The sequence below is a fragment of the Pararhodobacter marinus genome, assembly GCF_003122215.1.
Taxonomy (GTDB): domain Bacteria; phylum Pseudomonadota; class Alphaproteobacteria; order Rhodobacterales; family Rhodobacteraceae; genus Pararhodobacter; species Pararhodobacter marinus.
Window position 1 is genome coordinate 72111 of record NZ_QEYD01000012.1, and the last position, 24959, is coordinate 97069.

The following is a 24959-nucleotide window of genomic DNA, read 5'->3' on the forward strand; positions in this document are numbered from 1 at the left end:
AGGCCAATGATGGACCCGCATGTCATCGGATTGATCGGCATGGGCGTGATGTTCGCCCTGATCGTCCTGCACGTTCCCATCGGCGTCGCCATGGGTATCGCCGGGGTTGCGACCTTCGGCCTGATCCGGGGCGATCTGGGCCCTGCCATGACGCTGTTCGGCTCGGAAACCGTGTCGAAAGTGTCGAGCGCCGAACTGGCCGTCATCCCGCTGTTCCTGCTGATGGGGTCCTTCGCCACGGTGGGCGGGTTGTCGGCCGATCTCTATCGCATCGCCTATGCGCTGATCGGGCATATCCGCGGCGGGCTGGCGGTCGCCACGATCGGCGGCTGCGCGGGCTTCGGGGCGATCTGCGGCTCGTCCGTGGCCACCGCCACCACGATGACCCGTATCGCGCTGCCCGAGATGATGAAGCGCAACTATTCCGAACGCCTCGCCACCGGGTCCATCGCGGCGGGCGGCACGCTGGGGATGCTGATCCCGCCGTCGATCATCCTGGTGCTTTACGGCGTGCTGACCGAGCAATTCGTCAAAACGCTGTTCGTCGCCGCGCTGATCCCGGGCCTTCTGGCCGTGGCGCTGCATATCGTGACGATCATGATCCTCGTGCGGCGCAATCCCGGGCTGGCCTCGAGCAGCGAGAAACAGCCGTGGCGCGAAAGCTGGTATGCGCTGCGCGACGGCTGGACGGCGGTTCTGCTGATGGTGATGGTATCGGGCGGGATCTATGCGGGGGTCTTCTCGGTCAACGAATCCGCCGCCGTGGGCGCCTTCGCGGCCTTCCTCATCGCGCTGTTGCGCCGCCGCCTGACGCTGCCGAAATTCTGGAGCGCGCTGCAGGAAACCGCCGCCACCACCTCGATGATCTACCTGATGACCATCGGCGCCTCGATCTTCACCTATGCGGTGACGATCTCGGGCCTGCCCCGGATGATCGTCGGCTTCATTCAGGATACCGGCCTGCCCGGCATCTGGGTGATCGTGCTGCTGATGGTGATGTACCTGATCCTCGGCTCGATCTTCGAGACGATCTCATCGATGGTGATCACCATCCCCTTCGTCTTTCCGTTGATCCTGAGCTATGGCTACGATCCGATCTGGTGGGGCGTGCTGACGGTGATGGTGATCGAGATCGGCATGATCACCCCGCCCATCGGCATGAATGTCTTTGTCATGAAAGCCATGTTGCCACGAACCAAGCTATCGACCATCTTCGCGGGCGTGGCGCCGTTCATCGCCGCCGATATCCTCAGGCTGACGCTGCTCATCGCCTTCCCGGCGCTGTCGCTCTATCTCGTCAACCTGTTCAACCTGCCGCGCTGAAAGGAAGACGATGGCGATTACCTGGATCCTGGAAACAACGCTGGACCCCGGCCGCGCCGATGAGCTGCGCGCGCTGGCCGCCGACATGTCGGCCAGTACCCGCGCCAACGAACCGGGCTGCACGCTGTATGAATGGTTCATCTCCGAGGACGGCACGCGCTGCCATATCCTCGAAGGCTATGCCGATGACGAGGCGGTCGTGACGCATGTGAAGAACCTGAACGCGCAATTCGCGCGCCAGCTTTTCGGCATCGTCAGACCGGCCCGCTTCGTGGTCTACGGCTCTCCGGGCGAGGAAGCCCGCAACGCCATCCACGCGCTGCAGCCCGTCTACATGCCGCCGCTTATGGACTGACGGCAAGCCGCGCGCGCGACACCGGCCCGGTGTCCGCGCGCGCGCCTTGGGCATCTGCGGCCCGGTCAGAACCGGGTGATGACCGTGGCGCCCACGGACTGGAAGCTGTCCATCGCCATCAGCGCCGCGGGCGCCTCGTCCAGCCCGATCCGCGCGCCGACCAGCCGCGCGGGGTCCAGCGTTCCGCTGCCGATCATCGACAGCATCGCACCGTAGCGATGCGCCTGCATCCCGTGCGAGCCGTAAAGCTCGATCTCCTGCCCGACGATCTTCGACATCGGCACCGAGGGGGTGGCATGGTCGCCCAGCATCAGCCCCACCTGCACATGCTTGCCCCTTGGCCGCAGGCACAGGATCGAATTGGTCAGCGTCACCGGATGGCCCAGCGCATCGAGCGAGACATGCGCGCCGCCGCCGGTGATCTCGCGGATCGCGCCCGCGACATCGGCCTCGGCGCCGTCGATCGCAGCCACCGCGCCCAGCTCGCGCGCCAGAGACAGCTTGGCGGGCGACAGGTCGACGCCGATCACCTGCGCGCCTGCCGCCGCCGCGATCATCACCGCCGACAGCCCGACGCCACCGCAGCCATGCACCGCGACCCACTGCCCGGCGCTGACCCGGGCCTGGTCGACCACCGCGCGAAAGGACGTGGCGAACCGGCAGCCGAGACTTGCGGCGGTGGCGAAGTCCATCCCCTCGGGCAAGGCCACAAGGTTAAGATCGGCGCGGTGGATATGCACGTATTCCGCGAACGAGCCCCAATGCGTGAAGCCCGGCTGTTCCTGATGCAGGCAGACCTGCTGATGCCCGGCATGGCATTCCGGACAGGCGCCGCACCCGCAGATGAACGGCACCGTCACCCGCGCGCCGGGTTTCCAGCGCGTCACCTCGCGGCCCACCGCCACGACGACCCCGGCCAGCTCGTGACCCGGCACATGCGGCAGCGCGATATCCGCGTCGTGCCCCATCCAGCCATGCCAGTCACTGCGGCACACGCCCGTCGCCTCGACCTTCAGCACAACGCCATGCGGCTCGGGGGTCGGATCGGGCAGCGTGACAAGCATCGGCGCCTCGCGGAACGCCTCGAACAGAACGGCTTTCATGACGGGTCCTTTCTCCAGAATCCGGTGCGATCATAGCGGCAGGAACAGAAATGGCGTTGCCCATCCGCCCCATTTGCGACGAATCCGACGCGACGCCCTTGGTCGCCCTGTCGGATTGTCGCTTGCTTAGCAGAGCCCATACCGCCGGCAAGCCACCCGGACCGAGGCCAAAACCCTTGATGCATCGGGCCGATCACGCAAGACTGAGCCCCCCGTTCGGGCGGTTTTTTTGTGCTACGACATATCAGGACATTTTCATGAAAAACGGTTTGCTGGCCGCTCTCGCCCTGCTTGCCACCCCGCCTGCGGCAAACGCCCAGACACTGGGGCCGACGGGCATCGCTGCGGCCATTCTTCAGGCCTATACCGCGCGCGATGTCGCGGCCATCGCCGCCCATACCAACGAAACCAACGCCGATTTCTTCGCCGCGCTGATCACGGGACAGGAAGACCCGGCCGAATTGTTCGGCGGCTCGCGCGGCGCGGCGGGCACCGGCTGGAACGGCAAGATGCTGCCGGCACGCTTCAACGGGCGCGGCCATGCCATCGTGCCCTTCGCCATCGAGGCCGAGACCGGTCCGGCCGGGCTCGGCTCGGGCGCGGCGGGACGGTACATGGCGATCGTCCTCACGCTGGACGGGCCGCAGGACACAAGCTGGGGCTTCGAGGACATCAACTACATCAGGCGCGGCGATTACGCCGGCATGGCGACGACGCGCTAGGCCGCGCCGGGAAGCCCCGGCAGCGGGCGAGGGCGAGCGAGGCCCAGAACCGCCGGAACGGAGAAAAAAAGACCGCGATTCTTGAAGCGCCAGTTGAAACGCTGGCGAAGCACGACGATGAAATGACGCTAAGCTGTTGAAAAACCTTGGAGGTGGGTACCGGAATCGAACCGGTCTTCACGGATTTGCAATCCGGTGCGTAACCTCTCCGCCAACCCACCGTTGCCAAAGGCTGGCCGTGATGTAGCGGCTTGGCCGGGGTGTTGCAAGGGGGGAGATGCGCGCCGGCGGACGGCATCGACCGCCCCGCCCCTACCCGCCTAGGTGACGGCGCAGGAAATCCAGCCAGTTGCCGTGGCACAGCTTGCGCACCAGCTCGGCGCCGAAGCCGTGACGCTCCATCGCCGCGACCAGCGCGGGCAGGTCGGCGCAGCTTTCCATCCCCTCGGGCAACGGCGCGCCGTCGAAATCCGAGCCAAGCCCCACATGGTCCTCGCCCGCCCCTTCGATCATCGCGTCGAGCTGGCGCAGGCAATCGTCGAGCGTGGCGCGGCCGGTCTTCCAGCCTTCGGGCGACAGGAAGACGGTGGCATAGTTCAGCCCCACCATGCCGCCGCTTTCGCCGATCGCGCGCAGCTGCGCGCCGGTCAGGTTGCGCGTCACGGGGCAGATATCGAACGCGTTCGAATGCGTGGCGACCAGCGGCAGGCCCATCTCGCCGATCTGCCAGAAGCCCTTCATCGTCAGGTGGCTGGTATCCACCACCATGCCCAGCTCGGCGCAGCGCGCGACGAGCCGCTTGCCGTCCGCCGTCAGGCCGGGGCCGGTATCGCCGTCCTGATCGTAGCCGAAGGGCACACCGTCGCCCCAGATGGTCGGACGCGACCAGACGGGCCCCAGCGAGCGCAGGCCCGAAGCATGAAGCGCGTCGAGCGTGTAAAGCTCGCGATCGATGCATTCGGCACCTTCCAGATGCAGCAGGGCGGCGGGAACGGCCTCATCCATCGCCGCCTCGATGTCCCGGGCTCCGGTGCAAAGCCTGATCTGCCCGGCATGGGCAAGCTGTTGCGCGATGCCCAGCTGCGCGATCACCGATTGCAGCGCCTCGGGCTGGCCGATGGCCGAAGACAACGGCATCGCCCCGCCCCGGAAGCCCCGGAAATCGAACGGCGCCCGGCGCTGCGGCGAATACAGCGCGAAGAAGCCGCCGGCGAAGCCGCCCGCCCGGGCCTCGGGGGCGTTGACATGCATCCCCGGTTTCGAGAATTGCGCGACCGGATCGACCCCGGCGCTCCACATCCGGCTGAGAATGTCGTTATGGCCATCGAAAACCTGCATGATCGTCTCCTTTCCGGGGCACATCGCAAGGCGTCCCGCAGGCGCCGAGCCTAGGCCGCGCGGGCCTCGCGCGAAAGGGCAAAGGCCGCGCGACCGGCGCGCCGGCCCTGACCTCACGCCACGGCTTTCTCGGCCCCGGGGAAGCTGCTAGCCTTTCGGCAAAGCAAGAACAGGAGACCCGCCCATGACCGTCCATATCGGCGCCCAGCCCGGCGACATTGCCCCCACCGTGCTGATGCCCGGCGACCCCTACCGCGCCCGCTGGGCGGCCGAGACCTTCCTCAAGGACGCGCGGCTGGTCAACGAGGTGCGCGGGATGCTGGGCTATACCGGGACCTGGAATGGCAACCCGGTGACGATCCACGGCTCGGGCATGGGGATGCCGTCGCTGTCGATCTATGCCAACGAACTGATCCGCGATTACGGCGCGAAGACGCTCATCCGCGTGGGGTCTGCGGGCGCCATGCAGGACCACGTCAAGATCCGCGACGTGGTGCTGGCGCAGACGGCGACCACGCTGTCGACCCCGTCCGCAGGCATCTTCCGCGAGCTGAATTTCGCCCCCTGCGCCGATTTCGGCCTGCTGGCGGCGGCGCACAGGGTGGCGGGCGACAAGGGCATCACCACGCATGTCGGCAATATCTATTCCTCGGACGTATTCTATGACGAGCGGCCGGACCTGACCGAGATCATGACCCGCCACGGGGTGCTCTGCGTCGAGATGGAGGCGGCCGAGCTGTACAATGTCTGCGCCCGCCACGGGGCGCGCGCGCTGGCGGTGCTGACGATCTCGGACCACCTGATCACCCATGAGGCGCTGCCGTCGTCCGAGCGCGAGCGGTCGTTCGGCGAGATGATCGAGATCGCGCTGGGGGCGGCTTTCGCCTGAAACAGCAGGGGGGGCGCTGCCCCCCTCGGCCTGCGGCCTCACCCCCCGGGATATTTGGAGAACAAAGATGTCAGGGCGTCAGCGCCCTGACAGCGCCGCCAGCACGCGCGCGGCGGCGTCGCCCGGGTCACGCAGCGGGGTGAGCGTGAGGCTGAGCGGGCTGGCGGCCTCGACCCCGAACAGCGTGGTGACGCGGCCCTGACGCAGGGCCGCTTCGGCCAGCGGGCGGGCGATTACCAGCACGCCCGCGCCGTTCGCCGCCTCTTCCAGCGCCAGCGCCGCCGAACCATGCACGGGGCCGCGCGGCTGGAAATCCGGCATGCCCGCCGCCCCGGCCCAGAGCGCCCAGTCGCCCAGCGGGCCGTCCAGAACAAGCGTGCGATCGGGATCGAGCGCGGCGCGGGACGCGGGCGCGAATCCGGGCGCCGCGACAGCGACAAGCGGCGCGGGGTGGCCCGGCCCCGGCGCGGGAAACAGGGCCAGATCGGCGAGGTTGCGCGCCTCGTCCGGGCCCGGGACCGGGACCGGCACCACCTGCAAGCCTTGCGCGCGCAGCCCCGGCAGGCGCGGCGACAGCCAGAGCTGCGCCAGATCCGCCGTGGTGGCGATGCGCACGAGGCCCGGGATGGCCTCGCGCCGCAGATGCTGCACGGCGGCGTCGAGCTGGCGGAAAGCCTGGGTGAAATCAGGCAGCACGCGCGCGCCCAGCTCCGTCAGCGCCACCCCCTTGTGACGGCGGTCGAAGAGCTGCACGCCCAGCGCCCCTTCCAGCGTTTTCAGATGTGCGGTGACGGCGGCAGGCGTCACGCCCAGCTCACGGGCGGCAGGCGTGAAGCCGCCCAGTCTTCCTGCAGCCTCGAAGGCGCGCAGCGCGGTAAGCGGCGGCGACTTGGGGCGCGGTGACTGGGCGGCCATTTGCTCGGTTTTTCTTGCCTAAATTTTTCTTAGCTTAATTTTATTAAGTCATGCAATCATGAATTTCAACTTGTCCACAGGAAAATCGCGCAGAAAAACGCCCGCGACCGGAAGGGCGCGGGCGGGAAAGCCGGAAGGGGACTGAAACGGCGTTACCAGCCGATGGGCGCGCGGTTGCGGAAGAAGCCGCCGGTCGGGCCGTCCTCGGGCAGGGTGGCCAGCCAGATCGCGGTCTCCGCACCTTCGTCCGGGCTGAGCGGCGCGCTGTCGCCGCCCATCCGGGTCTGCACCCAGCCGGGGCAACAGGCATTGATCTTCACGCCGTCGGGCAGATCCCGCACCAGGGCACGGGTCAGCGCGTTGAGGCTGGCCTTGGCGACGCCGTAGGCGCCCGGCCCTTCCAGCCCCTCGGCATGCGCGCCCCAGCCCGAGGACAGGTTGACGATCCGCCCCCAGCCCCGCGCGCGCCAATGCGGCACATTGAGGCGGATGAGGTCGAGGGGGGCGTTCACCATCACCTCCATCGCCTCGGTGAAATCCGACTGGCGCGACAGAAGCGAGGCGTGGCCCAGGACGCCCGCATTGTTGACGAGGATGTCGAACCCGCCCGCGCGGGTCAGGACCTCGAAATAGCTGTCGGGCTCGGTCAGGTCGATCCGGGCGAAGGCCACGCCCAGTTCGGCGGCGGCACGGCGCCCGGCCTCTTCCGAGCGTGCCCCCAGAGTGACGGCGCAGCCTTTGGCCTTGAGGCCCGCGACGATGGCGCGCCCGATGCCGCGATTGCCCCCGGTGACAAGGGCGGTGGGATGGAGGGGTCTGGTCATGGGCCTCAGCTAGGGCATTGGCGGGGCGCGGGAAAGGGGCGGCGCGGAAAAGAGCGAAGGGGACGGTTGAACGGGAAGGTTGAACGGGGGCGGACTTTGGCGCGCTGCGGCTTATGTTGGGCGCAAAAGGAGCGCCGCCATGACCATCACCCAGGACGACGAGCTGCAGGGCCTGCAGGAGATCGGGCGCGTCGTCGCGAACACGCTGCAGGAGATGGCACGGGCGCTGGAACCCGGGATCACCACGCAGGAGCTGGACGAGATCGGGCGCGCGGCGCTGGAGCGCGCGGGCGCGGTATCGGCCCCGCAATCCACCTATGGCTTTCCCGGCGCCACCTGCATCAGCGTGGGCGACGAAATCGCCCATGGCATTCCCGGCCCGCGCAGGATCAAGGCGGGTGAGCTGGTCAATATCGACGTCTCGGCGTCGAAGAACGGGTATGTCGCCGATACCGGCGCCAGCTTCGGCGTGGGTGCCCTGCCCGCGCGGCTGGATCGGCTGCGCCGCGACGGGCGCCGCGCCACGCAGATCGGCATCGCGCAGGTCGCGGCCGGGCGACCGCTGGCCGGGATCGGGCAGGCCATCGGCCGCTTTGCCGAGAAGCGCGGCTATACTCTGATCCGCAACCTGGCCAGCCATGGCGTCGGGCGCGCGCTGCACGAGGAGCCGGGCGAGATCCCGACATGGCCCACGCGCGGCGACCGGCGTCGGATCGGCAAGGGGCTGGTCTTTACCATCGAGCCGTTCCTGTCGCAGGGCGGCCATTACGCCAGCGAAGGTCGGGACGGCTGGACGCTTTATGCCGAGCCGCGCGCGGCCTGTGTGCAGTTCGAACATACCGTGGTCGCGACACAGAAGGGCGCGCTGATCGTCACCCTGCCCGGCTGACGGCGCCGGGGATGGTGCGTGACTCACGCACCCTACAGCCTGCGCGCGAGCTGCGGCCAATGCGCGAACAGGGCATCGCGGCTGCGCCGGCCGGGCGAGCCGGGCAAACGCTCGGTATCCTGCGCCAGCCGCGCGACGATCAGCCGCCGCCCGTCGCGCTCGGCCCAGCCGACATACCAGCCCCAGCCGCGCGCATAGTCGAAGCTGCGGTCCGCGCGCCGCGGATAGGCGCCGCCGGTCTTGCCCGCGAAGGTCCAGCCGGCGACGGTGTGGCGCGTGGCCAGCGCTTCGGCCATCGCCTGCGCGCGGGGCGAGGCGGGCAGTTGGCGCGTCAGCAGCCGGTGCAGGAAATCCACCTGTTCGCGCGGCGAAATCGCCAGCGACGAGGCGATCCATGCCCGGTCCAGCCCGTTGCCATAGCCCGGATCACCCGAGACATCGGCATTGCCGTAATCCAGCGCCCGCACCGCGCGGGCGAACCCTTCCGCGCCCAGCGCGCGGGTCAGGCGCTGGGAGTACCACACAACCGAATCGCGCATCCAGCTTGCGGGCGTCACCTCGCCCTGCCAGGCCGCGCCGCCCCAGTCGGGCTCGCCCGGCTGCCAGGTCATCACCGGGTGCTCCGCATCCTGCAAGAAGCCCGTCTCGAAGCCGATCACCGCGAGGGCCAACTTGAAGGTCGAGGCGGGCGTGACGCGTGTGTCGCAATCACCCTCGTCGATCAGCACGCGGCCGGTATCGGCCTCGGCCACGATCAGGCAAAGGGGTTGCGCCGTCGCCGTCAGCGGGATGACGAGCAGCAGGAACAGGGGCAGGATCAAGCGCAGCATCGGCGCAGGATGGCGGGCGGATTGCGCGGGCACAAGGGGCCGCGCCCGCGAAAAAGGGTTACCGCAGCACGGTAACCCTTCGTGTTTCCTGATAGCGAAGGGGAGGTCCCTTGCCCGTCCTCGCAAGGATCAGCGGTAAAGCCCGACCTCGCCCCCCGGCTTCGCCACCGTCGCCAGCGAGGCGAAGACGTAATCCGCGACCGAGCGGAAGCAGATCAGCGACCAGTCGTTGTCCGACCGTCGCCAGACCGCTGCCGCCACCTGCGCAACCCGCGAGCGGCGCAGTTCGCCGGTTTCGAACCCGGCGAAATCGACGGGCATCAGCTTGGCCAGCACGTCCCGCGTCTGCGCGCCGCTCAGATGGATGAGCGCGCGGCCATCCGACACCACGGCGACCGTGGCGAAGGCATCCCCGAGCGCGGCTTCCAGCGCGGCCGCCGCTTCCGGCGCCTTGTCATAGGGCAGCACGACCAGCAATTCGTCGGGCGACATCCACAGGACCTCGCCCGCCTCGCCGCTGACGACGCGGCGCTGTTCGGGCGCCGACAGGCCCAGAACCGAAGCCAGCGCCCCGCCCAGAACCCCCAGATCGCCGCGCAGGGTGATCATCCCGGTCGGGCCGGCATCGGCCAGCTCGACCATCCCCGAAGCCCGCGCGCCCTTTAGCGCGCTCACAGCATCAGACATTCTGTTTCTCCCCTGCCTTGTCGAAGAAGCACGGATCGACGATCCGCGCCGACACCGTGCCGCCGCTGGCCGACTGGAACGCGATCACCTCGCCCATCCGCTCGGGCCCGTTATGGACGAGCCCCATGGCGATCCCCTTGCCCAGGGTGGGCGAGTGGTAGGTCGAGGTCACGCGGCCCTGCGTTTCCTGCTGACCATTCGCGTTCTTGCCCGGAAGGGGCGCCAACGCCCCATCGGGCAGCACCGACCCGTCGAGCGTTTCCAGCCCGACGAGCTTCCAGCGGTCGGGCGATACCATCGCCTCGCGCTCCATCCCGCGCTTGCCGAGGAAGTCGTCCTTCTTCTTCGAGATGGCCCAGTTCAGGTTCAGGTCCTGCGGGATCACCGTGCCGTCGGTCTCGTCGCCGATCATGATGAAACCCTTCTCGGCCCGCATGACGTGCAGCGCCTCGGTGCCATAGGGCGAGATGCCGAATTCCTCGCCGGCGTCCAGCAGCTTTTCCCAGAAGGCGAGCCCCTGCGACGCCGGAACCGCGACCTCGTAGCTCAGCTCGCCCGAGAAGGAGATGCGGAAGATCCGCGCGGCGATCCCGCCGAGATGACCTTCCTTCCAGTCCATGAACGGGAAGCTGTCGGCCGACAGGTCGATATCGCCGCCCAGTTTTTCCAGCACCTGGCGCGCCTTCGGGCCGACCACGGCGATCTGCGCGAATTGCTCGGTCAGGTTGACCACGTGGACCTTCCAGTCCCACCATTCGCATTGCAGCCAGTCCTCCATCCACGCATGGATGCGGTCCGCCCCGCCCGAGGTGGTGTGGCACAGCCAGGTATCTTCCGAGAGACGCGCAACCACGCCGTCATCCGACAGGAAGCCGTTCTCGTTGCACATCAGGCCGTAGCGGCATTTGCCGACCTTCAGGTTGCTCATCATGTTGGTGTAGAGCATGTCCATGAAGCGACCCGCATCGGGGCCCTTCACCAGGATCTTGCCCAGCGTCGAGGCATCGAGCAGCCCCACAGCCTTGCGGGTCTGGTTGATTTCGCGGCTCACGGCCTCGGCGTGGCTTTCGCCCTGCTTCGGATAGCAATAGGGACGGCGCCAGTGACCCACAGGCTCCCAGTGCGCGCCCTTGGCCTCGTGCCAGCCATGCATCGGCGTCTTGCGCAGCGGCTGAAAGATCTCGCCACGCGCCTCGCCGGTGATCGCGCCCAGCGAAATGGGCGTATAGGGCGGGCGGAACGTGGTGGTGCCGGTCTGCGGAATGGGCTGGCCCAGCGCATCCGACAGGATCGCCAGACCGTTGATGTTGGACAGCTTGCCCTGATCGGTCGCCATGCCCAGCGTCGTGTAACGCTTGGTATGCTCGACCGAGGCATAGCCTTCGCGCGCGGCAAGCTGCACGTCCGAGACCTTCACATCGTTCTGCGGATCGAGCCACGCTTTCGCGCGCAGCTCGTAGCTGGCCTGCGCGGGCATCAGCCAGACGGGCAGCATCGGCGCCTCGCCCTCGTTGCCCAGATCGCCATTGGCCGCACCCACGCACGAGACGAAGCCCTTGCCGTCATGGCCCAGCGGCGGGCGGTTCGGATCGGGGCGGAAGAAGGCCCCGGCCTCGTCCCAGTTCAGCTTGCCGCCGCAATGCGACCACAGGTGAACGACCGGCGACCAGCCGCCCGACATGCCCAGCGCGTCGCAGGCGAGCGTCTCGAACACCGCGCCGCCATCCGAGTTGAAGCGGCACAATTGCACGCCGGTGACGGACTTACCGCCCTCGACCTTGCGCACCGCGGCATCCTCGATCACGCGGATCCCGGCAGCGCGGGCCTTCGCGGGCAGATCGCCCGTCGCCTCGGCCCGTGCGTCGATCACGGCGGCGATGCTCACGCCCAGATCGTTCAGGATCAGCGCGGTGCGATAGGCGTCGTCGTTATTGGTGACGATGGCGACCTTCTTGCCCGCAGCCACCCCGAAATTGACGGCGTAGTCGCGGATCGCGGCGGCCAGCATCACGCCCGGCAGATCGTTGCCGGCAAAGCTGAGCGGACGCTCGATCGCGCCGGTCGCGGCGACGATCTGCCCCGCACGCACGCGCCACAGCCGGTGGCGCGGCTTGTCGGCGCCGGGCTGGTGATCGGCCACACGCTCGTAGGCCAGGGCGTAGCCGTGATCGTGCACACCCGCGACCATGGTGCGAGGCAGCACGGTGACGTTGTCCATGCCCTGCAACGCGGCCAGCTGGGCGTCGACCCAGGACTCCGCCGACTGGCCGTCGATCTCGTACCCGTCGACGACGGCGCGGCCGCCGAAATGCGCGGTCTGCTCGGTCAGGATGACCCGCTTGCCCGCCTGCGCAGCCTCCAGCGCGGCCCGGATCCCGGCCACGCCACCGCCCGCGACCAGCACGTCGCAGAAGGCGTAAAGCTGCTCGTAGCGGTCGATATCGCGCGTCTCGGCATCGGGCGCCTTGCCCAGACCGGCCGAGCGCCGGATGATCGGCTCGTAGACATGCTTCCACAGCGGACGCGGCGAGATGAAGGTCTTGTAGTAGAACCCTGCCGGCAGGAAGCGCCACAGCTTCGCGTTGATCGCGCCCACGTCGAACTCAAGGCTCGGCCAGTGGTTCTGGCTGGCGGCCTTCAGCCCCGAAAACAGCTCGGTCGTGGTGACGCGCTGGTTTGGCTCGAAGCGCTGGCCCTCGCCCAGACCGACCAGCGCGTTGGGCTCTTCGGCGCCCGAAGCGACGATGCCACGCGGGCGGTGGTACTTGAACGACCGCCCGACCAGCGTCTGGCCCGCGCCCAGAAGGCCCGAGGCCAGCGTGTCGCCAGCATAGCCGCGCATCGTCTTGCCGTTGAAGGTGAAGTCAAGCGGACGGGTGCGGTCAATAAGCCGCCCCCCGGTTCCCAGACGGTGGCTCATTTGTATCCCTCCCACTCGGGCCGGCGGGCCTTGATCTTGTCGACGATGTCCGCGGGCGGCTCGGTCGTCTGGGCCTTGTAGGCGCCGTAGACTTCCAGCGTCACGGTGTCGCGCGCCATGAGGAACCATTTCCCGCAGCCGAAAGCATGGCGCCAGCGCTCGAAATGGACGCCGCGCGGGTTCTTGCGGGCGAACATATAGGCCTCGTACTCGGCATCTGTCGATCCGGGCCCGAAACGCTTGAGATGCGCCTCGCCCCCGTTCGAGAACTCGGTTTCCTCGGCTGTGACCCCGCAGCAGGGACAGGTTAGCAGCAGCATGGGACCTCCTTGATGCCAGCCCGGGCGACGCATGCGAAAGGGCTGGCCGCGGCAATGCCGCAACCAGCCCGATCGTGCGTGAAAAGGGGAAGAATGCCCGCGCGCGTCGCGCGGACAGCAGTCTTAGTTGGCTTCCGCAGCCGCTTCGTCGGCAGCGTTTTCAACGGCCGAGGCAGCACCGGCAGCAGCGTCGCCGACGGATTCGGCCGCACCGGCCGCGGCATCGCCCACGCGCTCGGCCGAGTTTTCGACAGCCGCCGGGGCGTCGACCGAGATGTTGACGTTGTCATCGGCCGGCGTCGAGGGCGAGGCGATGACGAAATAGGCGATGATGGCGACAAGGGCGACAACAGCCCCGACAGCCAGAGCGACGCCCGAACCCGAGCGTTGCGGCGGCACCGTGGTGTTGGTCGTGTAGTTGTTGGTCGTATGGTTCGGGGTGCGTTCGGTCGTGTAGGACATTGGATTTCTCCTGTGCAAAATCGCGTTGCAGGGAGAACGTCAGCCGACGAGATCCTGTTCCCGCGCCCGCACGCGATCCGGCGGAAAGCCGCCAGACCGGGCGCTGCGCAGGCGCGGACACCCTTGTTGGTCAAAGGGTTACAGGAGAATCCGGATGTCAGACCGATGGACCGGGACGCGCGTGTCCCGCCGCCGGTTGCCGCAGTGCATGAACCGGGCGCCTCGGGGCGCCCGGCCGTACCGATGTGGAAAAAGTACCCGTCACCGACGGGGCGGGTATCGGCCGCGTCATTCCGCCGGAGCGACGGGTGCCGGGGCTGCGCCTTCGTCAGCGGGCGCTGCAGGCGGCGCGGCAAGATCCGGAGCGGTTTCGGTCTGGGCCGGAATCGTGCCCTGGCCAGCCGGAGCGGTGCCATCGTCACCCCGTCCGAAGGCAAAGATGCCGACCACCAGAAGCAGGACGACAACGCCCAGGATGAGACCAGCACGTCCGCTGCCACCGGCAGGGCGGGGGTTGGTGCCGAGCGGGGTGCCGGGCGCGTCAGGGGTGCGGGGGTCGTGGGCGCGGGGATTGCGCAGGTCGTTCTGATACGCCATGTGAGTTCCTCCTTCGCTGCGTACGAAGAAGAAACCCAAGCCATGCGCGACACGTTCCGCGCGCGCTCGCGCGTTAGGCGAGCGACCGCCCGGCCGGAACCCGCCGAACGCCGCGCGCCCGGCCGGGCCGCAGCCCGCCCCGGATCCTGCAGTTCCGGCAAGAGCCCCGCCCGGTTCATCAGTGCGCCACGCCCGCCGCGACGGATTCGTCGATGAAGCGGCCTTCGCGGAAACGGTACATGCTGAACGCGTCGGCAAGCCGGCTTTCGCCCTTGGCCATCAGTTCTGCCATCGCCCAGCCCGAGCCGGGGATCGCCTTGAACCCGCCGGTGCCCCAGCCGCAATTGATGAAGGTATTGCCCAGCGGCGTCTTCGAGATGATGGGCGAGCGGTCGCCGGTCATGTCGACGATCCCGCCCCATTGCCGCAGCATCTTCAGCCGCGACAGCATCGGGAAGGTCTCGACCAGCGCGCGCACGGTTTCCTCGATATGCATCCACGAGCCGCGCTGTGTGTAGTTGTTGAAATGGTCGGCGCCGCCGCCGATCACCATCTCGCCCTTGTCCGATTGCGACATGTAGCCATGCACGGTGTTGGCCATGACCACGACATCCATGCAGGGCTTGATCGGCTCGGACACCATCGCCTGCAGCGCGACCGATTCCACCGGCAGACGGAACCCCGCCATGTCGGCCAGGTGGCCCGAATGACCGGCAACGACGATGCCCAGCTTGTTGCAGCCGATCGTTCCCTTGGTCGTGGCGACCGCCGAAACCTGGCCGCCCACGCTTTCCACGCCGACGACTTCGCAGTTCTGGATGACATGCATGCCCATGTCCGAACAGGCGCGGGCATAGCCCCAGGCGACGGCGTCATGCCGCGCGGTGCCCGCGCGCGCCTGCCACAGAGCGCCCAGCACCGGATAGCGCGGACCCTCGATATTCATGATCGGCACAAGCCGCTTCACCTCGGCCGGACCGATGAAGCGCGTATCGACGCCCTGCAGCTTGTTGGCCATCTCGGTGCGCTTGTAGCCGCGCACCTCGTGCTCGGTCTGCGCCAGCATCATCACGCCGCGCGGGCTGAACATGACGTTGTAGTTCAGGTCCTGGCTCATCGTCTCGTAGAGCGAGCGGGCCTTTTCGTAGATCGCCGCCGACGGATCCTGCAGATAGTTCGAGCGGATGATCGTGGTGTTACGGCCGGTATTGCCGCCGCCCAGCCAGCCCTTCTCGATGATCGCGACATTGGTGATGCCGAAATTCTTGCCGAGGTAATAGGCCGTGGCCAGCCCGTGCCCGCCCGCACCGACGATCACCACGTCGTAATGCGTCCGGGGTTCGGGCGAGGCCCAGGCTTTCGTCCAGCCGGTATGCTGGCGCATCGCTTCGCGGGCGATGGCGAAGGCCGAATAACGTGTCATGAGCGCTCTCCCTCCTGGGCCGCGTATCCGTCAGGTCATGGATCGGCGCGAGCCTTACGCCTTGGCTGCAAGCGGCACAATGACGCCAAAACCGACATTCGCTCTGTCCTGTGCCAAACCGCCGCACATGCCGGGCGATTCCGCACCCTGTCCGCCCCGCCTGCGCCCCCGCCTGCGCCCTTTGTCGCGGCACCGTGAACCCGGTTTCGCTTTTTTCCCGCGCGCCGAGCGGATAGACCGGACAGCGCGAAACAGGGGACGCGCATGTTGAATTGGTGGTTTCTCGGTCCGGCGCTCGCGCTGACCGTCCTGATCCTGTCGCTGGTGGTGCTGGGCCTGCAGCGCGGCGCGCGGGTGCAGGCCTCCGAGCCCGGCGCGCGGCGCGAGATGCGCGTTTACCGCGACCAGCTCAAGGAGATCGAACGCGACGCCGCACGCGGCCTGATCGCCCCCGACGAGGCCGAGCGCCTGCGCGCCGAAACCGCGCGGCGCCTGCTTGATGCGGACAAGCGCGGCGCGTCCGAGCTGGGCGAATCGCCGCGCGCGATGAAAGCCGTCGCGCTGGGGCTGGTGATCCTGACCGGGTTGGGCGCGGTCGCGCTGTACGGCCGCGAGGGCGCGCCGGGCTATGCGGACATGCCGCTTGCCGACCGCTTCGCGCAGGCGCAGGACATGCGCGCGGCGCGCCCGTCGCAGGATGCGCTGGAAACGGCCTGGCAGAACGACCCCGAGCGCCCCGAAGCCGCGCCGGTCGAACAGCAATATCTGGACCTGATGGCGCAGCTGCGCGCCGCCCTGACCGAACGGCCCGACGATCCGCGCGGGCTGCGCCTGCTTGCCGTGAACGAAGGGAATATCGGCAATTACGCGGCCTCGGCCGATGCGTGGATGCGGCTCATCGACCTGCAGGGCGCCGAAACGAGCGTGGCCGACATGACCGCGCTGGCCGAGGCGATGATCATGGCCACCGGCGGCGTGGTCTCGCCCGAGGCCGAGCTGGTGCTCGAACGCGTCCTGCAGCGGGATGCGCAGAACGGCACCGCGCGCTATTACCTGGGCCTGATGTTCGCCCAGACCGGGCGCCCGGACCTGACCTTCCGGCTGTGGCGCGGCCTGCTTGAGGACAGCGCGGCGGACGACCCCTGGGTACCCGCGATTCGCGGCACGATCGAGGAACTGGCCGGCATCGCCGGCGTGCGCTACACGCTGCCGCCGCAGACCGGCGGCGGGCGCGGACCCTCGGCCGCCGATATCGACGCCGCCGCCGAGATGACCGAGGCCCAGCGCCAGGAGATGATCGGCGGCATGGTCGAGGGGCTGGCGCAACGGCTGGCCAGCCAGGGCGGCCCGGTCGAGGACTGGACGCGGCTCATTGGCGCGCTGGGTGTGCTGGGCCAGACCGACCGCGCCCGCGCAATCTGGTCCGAGGCAAGGCTGGTCTTTGCCGACGATGCCGGGGCGCTGGCACAGATCGACGCGGCCGGACAGGCACAGGGATTCGGCGAATGAGCGTTTACGACAGCCCCGACGACTTCTTCGCCGCCCTTGCCCCGCAAGGCCCGATCGCCGCGCTCGATCTGGGCACCAAGACGATCGGCGTCGCGGTCTCGGACCTGCGGCGCACGGTCGCGACCCCGCTCGAGACGGTGAAGCGCAAGAAGTTCACCCTCGACGCCGCGCGGCTGATCGAGATCGCCAGGGCGAGGCAGCTTTCGGGCTTCGTGCTGGGCCTGCCGCTGAACATGGACGGGACCGAGGGTCCGCGCTGCCAGTCGACCCGCGCCTTCGCGCGCAATTTCGCCACGCTGACCGACCTGCCCATCGGTTTCTGGGACGAACGCCTCTCCACCGTCGCCGCCGAACGCGCGCTTCTCGATTTCGACACGTCGCGCGCCAAGCGGGCGGCGGTGATCGACCATGTCGCCGCGGGCTTCATCTTGCAGGGCGTTCTGGACAGACTTGCCGTGATACGTCGCTAACAGACTGTCTTGCCACCGCTTGCCGGCTATCGTCGGGCGCAGGAATCACCCTTGCAAGCGGCGCGCCCCCCGATGAAAGACACCGTTCAGGACGTATCAAGCGACAGGATCTGGATGCGCACGGAAATCGACAGCCCCTGCGTGAAAATCTGCGTGGTGCATCCCGGCGAGGGACTTTGCGTCGGCTGCCTGCGCACGCTCGACGAAATCGCCCGCTGGTCGTCGATGTCCGACGGGGAGCGCGCCGAGATCACCGCCGCCCTGCCCGCCCGCGCGCCGCGCCTGCGCGCCCGCCGGGGCGGTCGCGCCTCGCGTCTGAAGGACTGATCCGGCAGGCCGGGCGAAAAGACATTGCGCCCCCGCAGGCTTGCCGCCGCCCCGTCTTTGTTCCCCAAATATCCTCGGGGGTGAGGCGCGTCAGCGCCGAGGGGGCAGACAGCCCCCTCGCTTCCTAAATGACTGGGGGCAGACAGCCCCCTCGCTTGTTAAATGACCCGGGGGCAGACAGCCCCTCGCTTCCCAAATGACCCGGGGGCAGAAAGCCCCCTCTCTTGATGAAGGGGCCGGGGCATAAAGCCCCCTGCCCCATCCGGGGCAGAGCCCCGCTCAATAAGGCTCGATCAGCCGGTCCAGATAATCGCGCTCGTCTTCCGAGCGTTCGCGTTCGGCCAGTCGGCGGCGGATCTCGTCCATCAGCTCACGTGCCCGGGCGCGGGGGTTCTCGCCGGGCAGGGTCGAGCCCATCTCGCCCTGCTGCCCTTCGGATCCCAGCTCGCGGCCCAGCGGGTCGCGGCCGGTGCCCTGCCCCTCGGTCTGCTGTTCGCCTTCGCTGCCCTGCTGCTCGCGACGGTCGGCGGTCTGGGCGTCACGGAACTCGCGCAGACCCTCGCGCAGCGCATCCAGCGCCTCGGCCTGCCGTTCCAGAGCGCCGCGCATGTCGCCCTGTTCCAGCGCCTCGGCAGCGCGCTCCATCGCCCGGTTGGCCTCTTCCAGCGCGGTGAGACCGTTCTCGCCTTCCGCCGTGCCCTCGCCCGGCAGGTCCTCGAGCTGCTGATCGCGCAGCCGCTCGCGCAGCGCACGCTGGCGCTCGGCCAGCTCCTGAAGCGCCTGCTCGGTATCCTTGCCGATCTCGCCCGGCTGGCTGCCCTCGCCGTCCTGCTCGCCCTCGCCCGGTTGCGATTGCTGCCCGTCCTGACCCTCGTCGCCGAATTGCTCCTGCAACTGCTCGAAGGTTTCGTCCGCAAGGCTCTGCTGGTCGCCCAGCGTGTCGCCGAGCCCTTCCATCGCCTCGCCGCCGGGCATCGACTCGCCGCCCTCGCCACGCTGCATCTGCAGGTTGTCGAGAAGCGCGTTGAGCTGCGCCATCAGCTCCGCCGCCTCTTCCATGCGGCCTTCTTCCATCAGCTCCTGGATGCGGTCCATCATCTCCTGGATCTGGCTCTGGGTGACGGTCTGGCCCTCGTCCTCGCCGCCCATGTCGCGCTGGTCCCCCTGCTCGGGTTCCGCGTCGGGCATCTGCTCGGCCAGCATTTCCATGTAGTCCCGCGTGGCCTCGCGCAGCTCGTCCATCAGCTCCTGGATCTCGGCCGGATCGGCGCCGCGCTCCATCGCTTCGTCCAGCCGGTCGCGGGCGCGTTGCAGGCGCTCGCGGGCATTGGCCAGCTCGCCCTCTTCGATCAGCAACGCCAGATCCCACAGGTCCTGCGCCAGTTCGTCGCGCGCCTCGGGCGTGAAGCTGTCATCGTCCAGCCGGGTCTCGATGAACGCCACCGCGCCGCGGATCATCGCCGGCGCGCCGCGAAACAGGAACGCGTTGTCCGAGCGGTGCAGCATCGCCCGCATCAGCATGGCCGAGCGGCGCGCGTTCTCGCGGCTCCACAGCAGGTCCCGGCGCAGTTCGATCAGCGCCCGCGCCGAGGGTTCAAAGAAACGCCGGCCGGGCAGCAGCGTGGTCGAAGGCGGGCTCTCGCCGGTCTGCCCGGCGGCATCCGTCGCGGTCAGGACCACGCGCACGGGCATGTTGGCCCAGGGGTGCAGCGACAGATCCTCGCGCAGGGTTTCGGTCACGCTGTCGCGCGCGCCGGACATCGGCATCGGCAGCGCCAGCCGCAAGGGATCGCGCGGCTCGGGATCGACCTGCAGGCCGTAGCGGCGGTCAAGCGCCGCCATGTCGAGCGTGATGACCGCCTCGCCCGATTGCACGCCGTAATCGTCGGTCGCGGTAAAGACCTGCTCGGCCACGCCGCCCCGGGCGCGGGTCATCGCGCCGTCGGCGGTGATCTGCGGCAGCGCATCGGCGGCAACGGCCACGTCCCAGGCGCGGCCATTCGGGCCGTCGATCTCGATCCGGCCCGAGCGGCGCGCGTCGAATTCCAGCGCCTGCCCGGACTCGTCCGCGCGCACGCCCTCGTCGAGCGACTGCTCCAGCGTCAGCGCGCCGGGCGCGCCGTAGAAGCGCAGCACGACGCGGCTGCCCTGTGGCACCTCGAAGCTGTCGCGCTCGATCTCGTTGAGATACAGGCCCGGCCGGTCGGTATAGCCGGGCGGCATGATCCAGCCTTCCCAGCTGGGTCCAATCGCGGCCCCGGCGGCGCCGGGCATCCCGGCCAATGGCCCCTGCTGGCCCGGCACGGCGAACAGGATCGCCACGGCGGCGGCGGTCAGCGCGACAAGGCGCAGCGCATAGGGGTCACGCCGGGCAAGCTGCGGCTTCGGGCCGACGGCGCGGGCCCTGGCGGCCGCGGCGCTCATCCGGGCGCGATGCGCCTCCCAGATCGCGGCCGAGGCAGGATCGCCTGCATTGATCGCCTGATGGTCGGTCAGCGTGGCCAGAGGCCGGCCCGGTAGTGTCCGGTCGAGCCTTGCCACCGCCTCGGCCCAGGCAGGCCAGCGGAAGCGCCACAGCCCGATCCCCAGCGACACGAGGATCGCCAGCGCGAATCCGCCCGCCACCCAGAGCGCGGCATCGCCCGGCAGGCGCGTGTGCAGGTCGAAGGCCCAGAGCGCCGCAGCAATCAGCGCCAGCGAGACGGGCAGCCAGAGCGCACGCGCGGCGCGTTCGGCCAGCATGGCGGCGCGCGTGGCCCTGAGGGCACGCGCGGCAGGATGAAGGGGGTCCGTGGGGACCGGCGTGAATCGTTTTTCTACAGCCACGCCGGGATGCTATCGCGGGCGATCATCTCGTCATAGGTGGGGCGTTGCCGAATAACGGCGAAATGATCGCCCTGCACCAGAACCTCGGGCACCAGCAGCCGCGAGTTGTATTCCGACGCCATGACCGCGCCGTAAGCCCCGGCCGAGCGGAACGCCACCAGCTCACCCGCCTTCACCGGCGGCATCGCGCGCTGCTTGGCGAAGGTATCGCCCGATTCGCAGATCGGCCCGACCAGATCGACGGGCGAAAGCGGCACGCCCGGCTCGGCCTCGGTCACGGGCAGGATGTCGTGATGCGCGCCATACATGGCCGGGCGGATCAGGTCGTTCATCGCCGCGTCGACGATCAGGAACTCGCGCTCTTCGGCCTGTTTGCGGTAGATCACCTGCGTGACCAGCATCCCGGCATTGCCGGCGATCAGGCGACCGGGTTCGATCTCGATCTCGCAATCCAGATCGCCCAGCACGCGCTTGACCATCGCGCCGTAATCGGTGGGCAGCGGCGGCGCCTCGTTCGAGCGGGTATAGGGAATGCCCAGCCCGCCGCCCAGATCCAGCCGCGTGATCTGGTGGCCATCGGCGCGCAGCGCGCGGGTCAGCTCGGCCATCTTGGTATAGGCGGCTTCGAACGGGGCCAGATCGGTCAGCTGGCTGCCGATATGCATGTCGATGCCGACGACCTTGATGCCGGGCAGTTTGGCCGCGCGGGCATAGATCTCGCGCGCGCGGCTGATCGGCACGCCGAACTTGTCTTCCTTGCGCCCGGTCGAGATTTTCTCATGCGTGCCGGCATCGACATCGGGATTGACGCGCAGGGTGATCGGCGCCTCGGCCCCCATCGACGCGGCGACTATCGACAGCGCCTCGAGCTCGGGCTCGCTTTCGACGTTGAATTGCCGGATCCCGCCGTCAAGCGCCATGCGCATCTCGGCAGGCGTCTTGCCCACGCCCGAGAACACGATCCGCTCGCCCGGCACGCCCGCCGCCTTGGCGCGCAGGTATTCGCCGATGGACACGACATCCATGCCCGCGCCCAGATCGCCCAGAAGCTTCAGCACCGCGACATTGGAATTGGCCTTGACCGCGTAGCAGACAAGCGACGGCATCGGTTCCAGCGCTTCCTTGAACAGCGTGAAATGGCGCGTCAGCGTCGCGGCGGAATAGCAATAAAACGGCGTGCCCACCGAAGTGGCAATGTCGGACATTGGCACGTCTTCGGCGTGCAATTGCCCGTCCTTGTAGAGAAAATGATCCACGATAAGTCCCGGATACGCGCGAGGCGCTGTCAGTTTTTCAAGATGTCCCGCGCGGGGCGCGCAGGAAGAGGTAAAGCGGGAAGCCGCAGCTCACGCCGATGCAGAAGGTCGCGGGGATCGCCAGAAGGCCCAACCAGCGCCCGGTGCGCGCGCATTCGACCAGCACCCAGATGGTCAGCGTGATCGCGGCGATGGTCAGGTCCCAGACCAGACCGGATGTCGCCGCATTGGCGTGCCACGCCTCGACCATGCCCATGATCGAAAAGCCGTTCGCGTCGAACCATGCCAGGAAATAGGCCATCGGATGCACCGTGCCCCAGATCGCCAGCGCCAGCCAAAGAAACCGCATCCCGCCCCCTTACGGCGCCCCGCGCCAGAATTCCCGCAGGTCGACCCCGCCCTGTGCTTCCGGCGGATCGCCGGCGCCGCAGCCGGCCAGCAGGGCCAGCCCCGTCAGCGCGATCCAGACCAAGCGTTTCATCCCAGGATCTCCTTCCAGCGGGCGACCTGCGCGCGGACATTGTCTGGCGCCGTACCCCCATAGGAGACACGAGAGCGCACCGAGTTGTCGACCCCCAGCACGTCGTAAACCGCCGGCGTGATGCCGGGATGTTCCGATTGCATCTCGTCGAGCGTCAGATCCGGCAGGTCGCAGCCCTTCGCCTCGGCCCTGGCCACCAGCGAGCCGGTGACATGGTGCGCGTCGCGGAACGGCAGGTTCAGCTCGCGGACCAGCCAGTCGGCAAGATCGGTCGCGGTCGAGAAGCCCGAGGCCGCGGCGGCGGCCAGCGAGTCGCGGTTGGCGGTCATGTCCTTGACCATCCCCTCCATCGCGGCGAGGCCCAGCATGAGGTTGTCGGCAGCGTCGAAGACCTGTTCCTTGTCTTCCTGCATGTCCTTCGAATAGGTCAGCGCCAGCCCCTTCATCACCGTGAACAAGGCCACCGTCGCCCCCAGGATGCGCGCCAGCTTGGCGCGGATCAGCTCGGCCGCGTCGGGGTTCTTCTTTTGCGGCATGATCGACGAGCCGGTGGTGAAGGCATCCGACAGCTTCACGAACCGGAACTGCGCCGAGGACCAGATCACCAGCTCTTCGGCAAAGCGCGACAGGTGCATCGCGCAGATCGACGCCGCGCCCAGGAATTCCAGTGCGAAATCGCGGTCCGACACGCTGTCGAGGCTGTTGGCCGTGGGCCGGTCGAAGCCCAGCGCCCGGGCCGTCGCGTGCCGGTCGATGGGGAACGAGGTCCCGGCCAGCGCGGCGGCGCCCAGCGGGCTTTCGTTCATGCGCTTGCGGGCGTCCTGGAAGCGCGACTTGTCGCGGCCCAGCATCTCGACATAGGCCAGCATGTGATGGCCCCAGGTCACCGGCTGCGCGGTCTGCAGATGGGTGAAGCCCGGCATGACCCAGTCGGCCCCCGCTTCGGCCTGCGCAAGAAAGGCGCGCATCAGCTTGTCGATGCCCTCGATCGCCGCGTCCGCCTGATCGCGCACCCAGAGCCGGAAATCGACCGCCACCTGGTCGTTGCGCGAGCGCGCGGTATGCAGACGGCCCGCAGGCTCTCCGATGATCTGCTTGAGCCGCGCCTCGACATTCATGTGGATGTCTTCCAGCGCGGTCGAGAACTGAAAGGTTCCGGCCTCGATCTCGGCCTTGACCTGCGCCAGCCCGGCGTCGATGGCCTGCTGGTCGGCCTCGGTGATGATGCCCTGCGCGGCCAGCATGGCGGCATGGGCGCGCGAGCCCGCGATGTCCTGCGCGTAGAGCCGCTTGTCGAAGCCGATAGACGCGTTGATCGCTTCCATGATCGCGTCCACACCGCCGGCGAACCGGCCGCCCCACATGCTGTTTGCCCCTGCTGACGTCGCGTCGGTCATCGCTCACCCCTGTGTTTGCGGCGCCGGTATACGCCCCGCGACCGGACGGCGCAATCGGGGCGAAAGACCCGGCCCCAGCGGGTTCACCCCGTGTTAAGGCCCGCGCAGCAAGATGGGAGAAACGAGACCGGGGAATCATCGCATGCCGCCGACATCGCAGACGCCGCCGCCCGGCCGGTTGCCGGAGGACGGGCTCGACAGTCCGCTTTCCGTGGCTGATGAGCTCCGCAGGCGGGACACCATCGCCATGGTCCGCACCGCCCTGGACGAACGCCGGGCGACACTGGCCTTCCAGCCGGTCGTGCAGGCGCGCCTGACCAACCGGGCGGCGTTCTACGAAGCCTTCATCCGCATCCTGGATCCCCAGGGCCGGGTGATCCCCGCGCGCGACTTCATGGACGACGTGGAAACCCACGAACTGGGCCGCCGCATCGATTGCCTGGCGCTGGAAATGGGGCTTGCCGCGCTCAGGCAGGAACCGGCGATCCGGCTCAGCGTCAACATGTCCGCGCGCTCGATCGGCTATCCGCAATGGCTGACGACGCTGGAACGCAACCTGCGCGCCGATCCCGGCATCGCCGAACGGCTGATCCTGGAAATCACCGAAAGCTCGGCCATGGTGATGCCCGATCTGGTGACGGTCTTCATGGCCGACATGCAGTCGCGCGGGATCTGCTTTGCGCTCGACGATTTCGGGGCGGGCTATACCGCCTTCCGCTACCTGAAGGATTTCTATTTCGACATCATCAAGGTCGACGGCCAGTTCATCCGCGGCATCGCCCACGATCCCGACAATCAGGTCCTGGCGCAGGCGCTGGTGTCCATCGGGCGACATTTCGACATGTTCACCGTCGCCGAATCGGTCGAAACGGCGGAGGACGCCCGCTACCTGATCGATATCGGTTTCGACTGCCTTCAGGGCTATTTCTATGGCATCCCCTCGACCGAAGCGCCCTGGCTGACCTCGCGTCTGTCCAAACGCGCCTGAGCACCCGGACCGTCAGACGATGTCTGCGCAAACGTCACGCGCTAACGGCGCCAAACCCGGCAAATTGCCTGCGCTTTCCGCACTGCGGCATTGATTTGAAGGGGTGCG

The 24959-nt window shown here is 68.2% G+C and carries 25 protein-coding genes and 1 tRNA gene; 9 read left to right on the plus strand and 17 right to left on the minus strand.

Annotated features, from left to right (window positions below; all coding sequences use genetic code 11):
• Positions 1–9: 9 nt before the first annotated feature.
• The gene (locus tag C4N9_RS17920; RefSeq protein ID WP_109534834.1) at positions 10–1323 is read left to right on the plus strand and encodes a TRAP transporter large permease; all 1314 of its coding nucleotides are present in this window, start codon (positions 10–12) and stop codon (positions 1321–1323) included.
• Between the two features lie 10 nt (positions 1324–1333).
• Positions 1334–1678, plus strand: a complete 345-nt coding sequence (locus C4N9_RS17925; RefSeq protein ID WP_109534730.1) for a putative quinol monooxygenase — start codon at positions 1334–1336, stop codon at positions 1676–1678.
• Between the two features lie 65 nt (positions 1679–1743).
• Here C4N9_RS17925 and C4N9_RS17930 read toward each other — a convergent pair whose 3' ends face one another.
• Positions 1744–2781 (minus strand): zinc-dependent alcohol dehydrogenase family protein, encoded by a 1038-nt coding sequence (locus tag C4N9_RS17930; RefSeq protein ID WP_109534731.1) that lies wholly within the window; start codon positions 2779–2781, stop codon positions 1744–1746.
• 257 nt (positions 2782–3038) lie between these two features.
• Between C4N9_RS17930 and C4N9_RS17935 the strand changes: the two genes are divergently transcribed.
• Positions 3039–3503, plus strand: a complete 465-nt coding sequence (locus C4N9_RS17935) for a hypothetical protein (protein WP_109534732.1) — start codon at positions 3039–3041, stop codon at positions 3501–3503.
• Positions 3504–3650: 147 nt separating this feature from the next.
• Here the strand turns inward: C4N9_RS17935 and C4N9_RS17940 are convergent.
• Positions 3651–3724, minus strand: a tRNA-Cys gene (locus tag C4N9_RS17940).
• A 91-nt stretch (positions 3725–3815) separates the two neighbouring features.
• Entirely contained in the window at positions 3816–4841 is a 1026-nt protein-coding gene (locus C4N9_RS17945) for a dipeptidase (protein ID WP_245902612.1), read from the minus strand.
• 184 nt (positions 4842–5025) lie between these two features.
• On the opposite strand from C4N9_RS17945, the gene deoD reads away from it, so the two are divergent.
• Complete coding sequence (gene deoD, locus C4N9_RS17950; RefSeq protein ID WP_109534733.1) at positions 5026–5730, plus strand: purine-nucleoside phosphorylase; 705 nt, start codon at positions 5026–5028, stop codon at positions 5728–5730.
• A 78-nt stretch (positions 5731–5808) separates the two neighbouring features.
• Here deoD and C4N9_RS17955 read toward each other — a convergent pair whose 3' ends face one another.
• Entirely contained in the window at positions 5809–6645 is an 837-nt protein-coding gene (locus tag C4N9_RS17955) for a LysR family transcriptional regulator (protein WP_109534734.1), read from the minus strand.
• A 152-nt stretch (positions 6646–6797) separates the two neighbouring features.
• Entirely contained in the window at positions 6798–7469 is a 672-nt protein-coding gene (locus C4N9_RS17960; RefSeq protein ID WP_109534735.1) for an SDR family NAD(P)-dependent oxidoreductase, read from the minus strand.
• A gap of 139 nt (positions 7470–7608) precedes the next feature.
• Between C4N9_RS17960 and map the strand changes: the two genes are divergently transcribed.
• Positions 7609–8358, plus strand: coding sequence for a type I methionyl aminopeptidase (gene map / locus C4N9_RS17965; RefSeq protein ID WP_109534736.1), 750 nt, complete (start codon positions 7609–7611; stop codon positions 8356–8358).
• A gap of 32 nt (positions 8359–8390) precedes the next feature.
• Here the strand turns inward: map and blaOXA are convergent, their stop codons facing one another.
• From blaOXA to C4N9_RS18000, 7 genes are all read right to left on the minus strand, one after another.
• Positions 8391–9179, minus strand: coding sequence for a class D beta-lactamase (blaOXA, locus tag C4N9_RS17970; protein WP_245902613.1), 789 nt, complete (start codon positions 9177–9179; stop codon positions 8391–8393).
• 138 nt (positions 9180–9317) lie between these two features.
• Complete coding sequence (locus tag C4N9_RS17975; RefSeq protein ID WP_109534738.1) at positions 9318–9875, minus strand: sarcosine oxidase subunit gamma; 558 nt, start codon at positions 9873–9875, stop codon at positions 9318–9320.
• Positions 9868–12795, minus strand: coding sequence for a sarcosine oxidase subunit alpha family protein (locus C4N9_RS17980; RefSeq protein ID WP_109534739.1), 2928 nt, complete (start codon positions 12793–12795; stop codon positions 9868–9870). The genes C4N9_RS17975 and C4N9_RS17980 overlap by 8 nt, the downstream gene beginning before the upstream one ends.
• Positions 12792–13115 (minus strand): sarcosine oxidase subunit delta, encoded by a 324-nt coding sequence (locus tag C4N9_RS17985; RefSeq protein ID WP_109534740.1) that lies wholly within the window; start codon positions 13113–13115, stop codon positions 12792–12794. The genes C4N9_RS17980 and C4N9_RS17985 overlap by 4 nt, the downstream gene beginning before the upstream one ends.
• A 123-nt stretch (positions 13116–13238) precedes the next feature.
• Positions 13239–13577 (minus strand): hypothetical protein, encoded by a 339-nt coding sequence (locus C4N9_RS17990; protein ID WP_109534741.1) that lies wholly within the window; start codon positions 13575–13577, stop codon positions 13239–13241.
• A 288-nt stretch (positions 13578–13865) separates the two neighbouring features.
• Entirely contained in the window at positions 13866–14174 is a 309-nt protein-coding gene (locus C4N9_RS17995; RefSeq protein WP_109534742.1) for a hypothetical protein, read from the minus strand.
• Positions 14175–14352: 178 nt separating this feature from the next.
• Positions 14353–15597: a sarcosine oxidase subunit beta family protein gene (locus C4N9_RS18000; protein ID WP_109534743.1), complete on the minus strand. Its 1245-nt coding sequence runs from the start codon at positions 15595–15597 to the stop codon at positions 14353–14355.
• A gap of 264 nt (positions 15598–15861) precedes the next feature.
• Between C4N9_RS18000 and ccmI the strand changes: the two genes are divergently transcribed.
• The 3 genes from ccmI (at position 15862) to C4N9_RS18015 (ending at position 17903) form a co-directional block, all read left to right on the plus strand.
• A complete protein-coding gene (ccmI, locus tag C4N9_RS18005; RefSeq protein WP_109534744.1) occupies positions 15862–17106 on the plus strand; it encodes a c-type cytochrome biogenesis protein CcmI in 1245 nt (414 codons plus the stop codon).
• Positions 17103–17576 carry a Holliday junction resolvase RuvX gene (ruvX, locus tag C4N9_RS18010; RefSeq protein ID WP_109534745.1) on the plus strand — a complete coding sequence of 158 codons (474 nt, stop codon included), beginning with the start codon at positions 17103–17105 and terminating at the stop codon, positions 17574–17576. Before ccmI ends, ruvX begins: the two co-directional genes overlap by 4 nt.
• A gap of 72 nt (positions 17577–17648) precedes the next feature.
• Positions 17649–17903 (plus strand): DUF1289 domain-containing protein, encoded by a 255-nt coding sequence (locus tag C4N9_RS18015; protein WP_109534746.1) that lies wholly within the window; start codon positions 17649–17651, stop codon positions 17901–17903.
• A 279-nt stretch (positions 17904–18182) separates the two neighbouring features.
• Here C4N9_RS18015 and C4N9_RS18020 read toward each other — a convergent pair whose 3' ends face one another.
• The 5 genes from C4N9_RS18020 to argH are packed head-to-tail and all read right to left on the minus strand — an operon-like array spanning position 18183 to position 23863.
• Positions 18183–20729 carry a DUF4175 domain-containing protein gene (locus tag C4N9_RS18020; RefSeq protein ID WP_342748829.1) on the minus strand — a complete coding sequence of 849 codons (2547 nt, stop codon included), beginning with the start codon at positions 20727–20729 and terminating at the stop codon, positions 18183–18185.
• Complete coding sequence (lysA, locus tag C4N9_RS18025) at positions 20720–21985, minus strand: diaminopimelate decarboxylase (RefSeq protein WP_109534748.1); 1266 nt, start codon at positions 21983–21985, stop codon at positions 20720–20722. The genes C4N9_RS18020 and lysA overlap by 10 nt, the downstream gene beginning before the upstream one ends.
• A 37-nt stretch (positions 21986–22022) precedes the next feature.
• Positions 22023–22334: a DUF2834 domain-containing protein gene (locus C4N9_RS18030; protein WP_109534749.1), complete on the minus strand. Its 312-nt coding sequence runs from the start codon at positions 22332–22334 to the stop codon at positions 22023–22025.
• Positions 22335–22343: 9 nt separating this feature from the next.
• Positions 22344–22466 (minus strand): hypothetical protein, encoded by a 123-nt coding sequence (locus C4N9_RS22390; protein ID WP_281260143.1) that lies wholly within the window; start codon positions 22464–22466, stop codon positions 22344–22346.
• Positions 22463–23863: an argininosuccinate lyase gene (gene argH / locus C4N9_RS18035; RefSeq protein WP_109534750.1), complete on the minus strand. Its 1401-nt coding sequence runs from the start codon at positions 23861–23863 to the stop codon at positions 22463–22465. Before argH ends, C4N9_RS22390 begins: the two co-directional genes overlap by 4 nt.
• Positions 23864–24110: 247 nt before the next feature.
• On the opposite strand from argH, the gene C4N9_RS18040 reads away from it, so the two are divergent.
• Complete coding sequence (locus C4N9_RS18040) at positions 24111–24851, plus strand: EAL domain-containing protein (RefSeq protein ID WP_245902614.1); 741 nt, start codon at positions 24111–24113, stop codon at positions 24849–24851.
• Positions 24852–24959: the final 108 nt, after the last annotated feature.

Excerpts from the sequence above, each read along its gene's own strand:
- C4N9_RS22390 (WP_281260143.1), bottom strand. The coding sequence starts at position 22,466 with ATGAAACGCTTGGTCTGGATCGCGCTGACGGGGCTGGCCCTGCTGGCC.
- C4N9_RS17960 (WP_109534735.1), bottom strand. The coding sequence starts at position 7,469 with ATGACCAGACCCCTCCATCCCACCGCCCTTGTCACCGGGGGCAATCGC.
- C4N9_RS17925 (WP_109534730.1), top strand. The coding sequence starts at position 1,334 with ATGGCGATTACCTGGATCCTGGAAACAACGCTGGACCCCGGCCGCGCC.
- C4N9_RS18040 (WP_245902614.1), top strand. The coding sequence starts at position 24,111 with ATGGTCCGCACCGCCCTGGACGAACGCCGGGCGACACTGGCCTTCCAG.
- C4N9_RS17935 (WP_109534732.1), top strand. The coding sequence starts at position 3,039 with ATGAAAAACGGTTTGCTGGCCGCTCTCGCCCTGCTTGCCACCCCGCCT.
- C4N9_RS17945 (WP_245902612.1), bottom strand. The coding sequence starts at position 4,841 with ATGCAGGTTTTCGATGGCCATAACGACATTCTCAGCCGGATGTGGAGC.
- C4N9_RS17985 (WP_109534740.1), bottom strand. The coding sequence starts at position 13,115 with ATGCTGCTGCTAACCTGTCCCTGCTGCGGGGTCACAGCCGAGGAAACC.
- C4N9_RS17995 (WP_109534742.1), bottom strand. The coding sequence starts at position 14,174 with ATGGCGTATCAGAACGACCTGCGCAATCCCCGCGCCCACGACCCCCGC.
- C4N9_RS18015 (WP_109534746.1), top strand. The coding sequence starts at position 17,649 with ATGAAAGACACCGTTCAGGACGTATCAAGCGACAGGATCTGGATGCGC.
- C4N9_RS17930 (WP_109534731.1), bottom strand. The coding sequence starts at position 2,781 with ATGAAAGCCGTTCTGTTCGAGGCGTTCCGCGAGGCGCCGATGCTTGTC.
- C4N9_RS17980 (WP_109534739.1), bottom strand. The coding sequence starts at position 12,795 with ATGAGCCACCGTCTGGGAACCGGGGGGCGGCTTATTGACCGCACCCGT.
- map (WP_109534736.1), top strand. The coding sequence starts at position 7,609 with ATGACCATCACCCAGGACGACGAGCTGCAGGGCCTGCAGGAGATCGGG.
- ccmI (WP_109534744.1), top strand. The coding sequence starts at position 15,862 with ATGTTGAATTGGTGGTTTCTCGGTCCGGCGCTCGCGCTGACCGTCCTG.
- ruvX (WP_109534745.1), top strand. The coding sequence starts at position 17,103 with ATGAGCGTTTACGACAGCCCCGACGACTTCTTCGCCGCCCTTGCCCCG.
- C4N9_RS17955 (WP_109534734.1), bottom strand. The coding sequence starts at position 6,645 with ATGGCCGCCCAGTCACCGCGCCCCAAGTCGCCGCCGCTTACCGCGCTG.
- C4N9_RS17920 (WP_109534834.1), top strand. The coding sequence starts at position 10 with ATGGACCCGCATGTCATCGGATTGATCGGCATGGGCGTGATGTTCGCC.
- argH (WP_109534750.1), bottom strand. The coding sequence starts at position 23,863 with ATGACCGACGCGACGTCAGCAGGGGCAAACAGCATGTGGGGCGGCCGG.
- C4N9_RS18000 (WP_109534743.1), bottom strand. The coding sequence starts at position 15,597 with ATGACACGTTATTCGGCCTTCGCCATCGCCCGCGAAGCGATGCGCCAG.
- C4N9_RS17975 (WP_109534738.1), bottom strand. The coding sequence starts at position 9,875 with ATGTCTGATGCTGTGAGCGCGCTAAAGGGCGCGCGGGCTTCGGGGATG.
- C4N9_RS18030 (WP_109534749.1), bottom strand. The coding sequence starts at position 22,334 with ATGCGGTTTCTTTGGCTGGCGCTGGCGATCTGGGGCACGGTGCATCCG.
- C4N9_RS17990 (WP_109534741.1), bottom strand. The coding sequence starts at position 13,577 with ATGTCCTACACGACCGAACGCACCCCGAACCATACGACCAACAACTAC.
- deoD (WP_109534733.1), top strand. The coding sequence starts at position 5,026 with ATGACCGTCCATATCGGCGCCCAGCCCGGCGACATTGCCCCCACCGTG.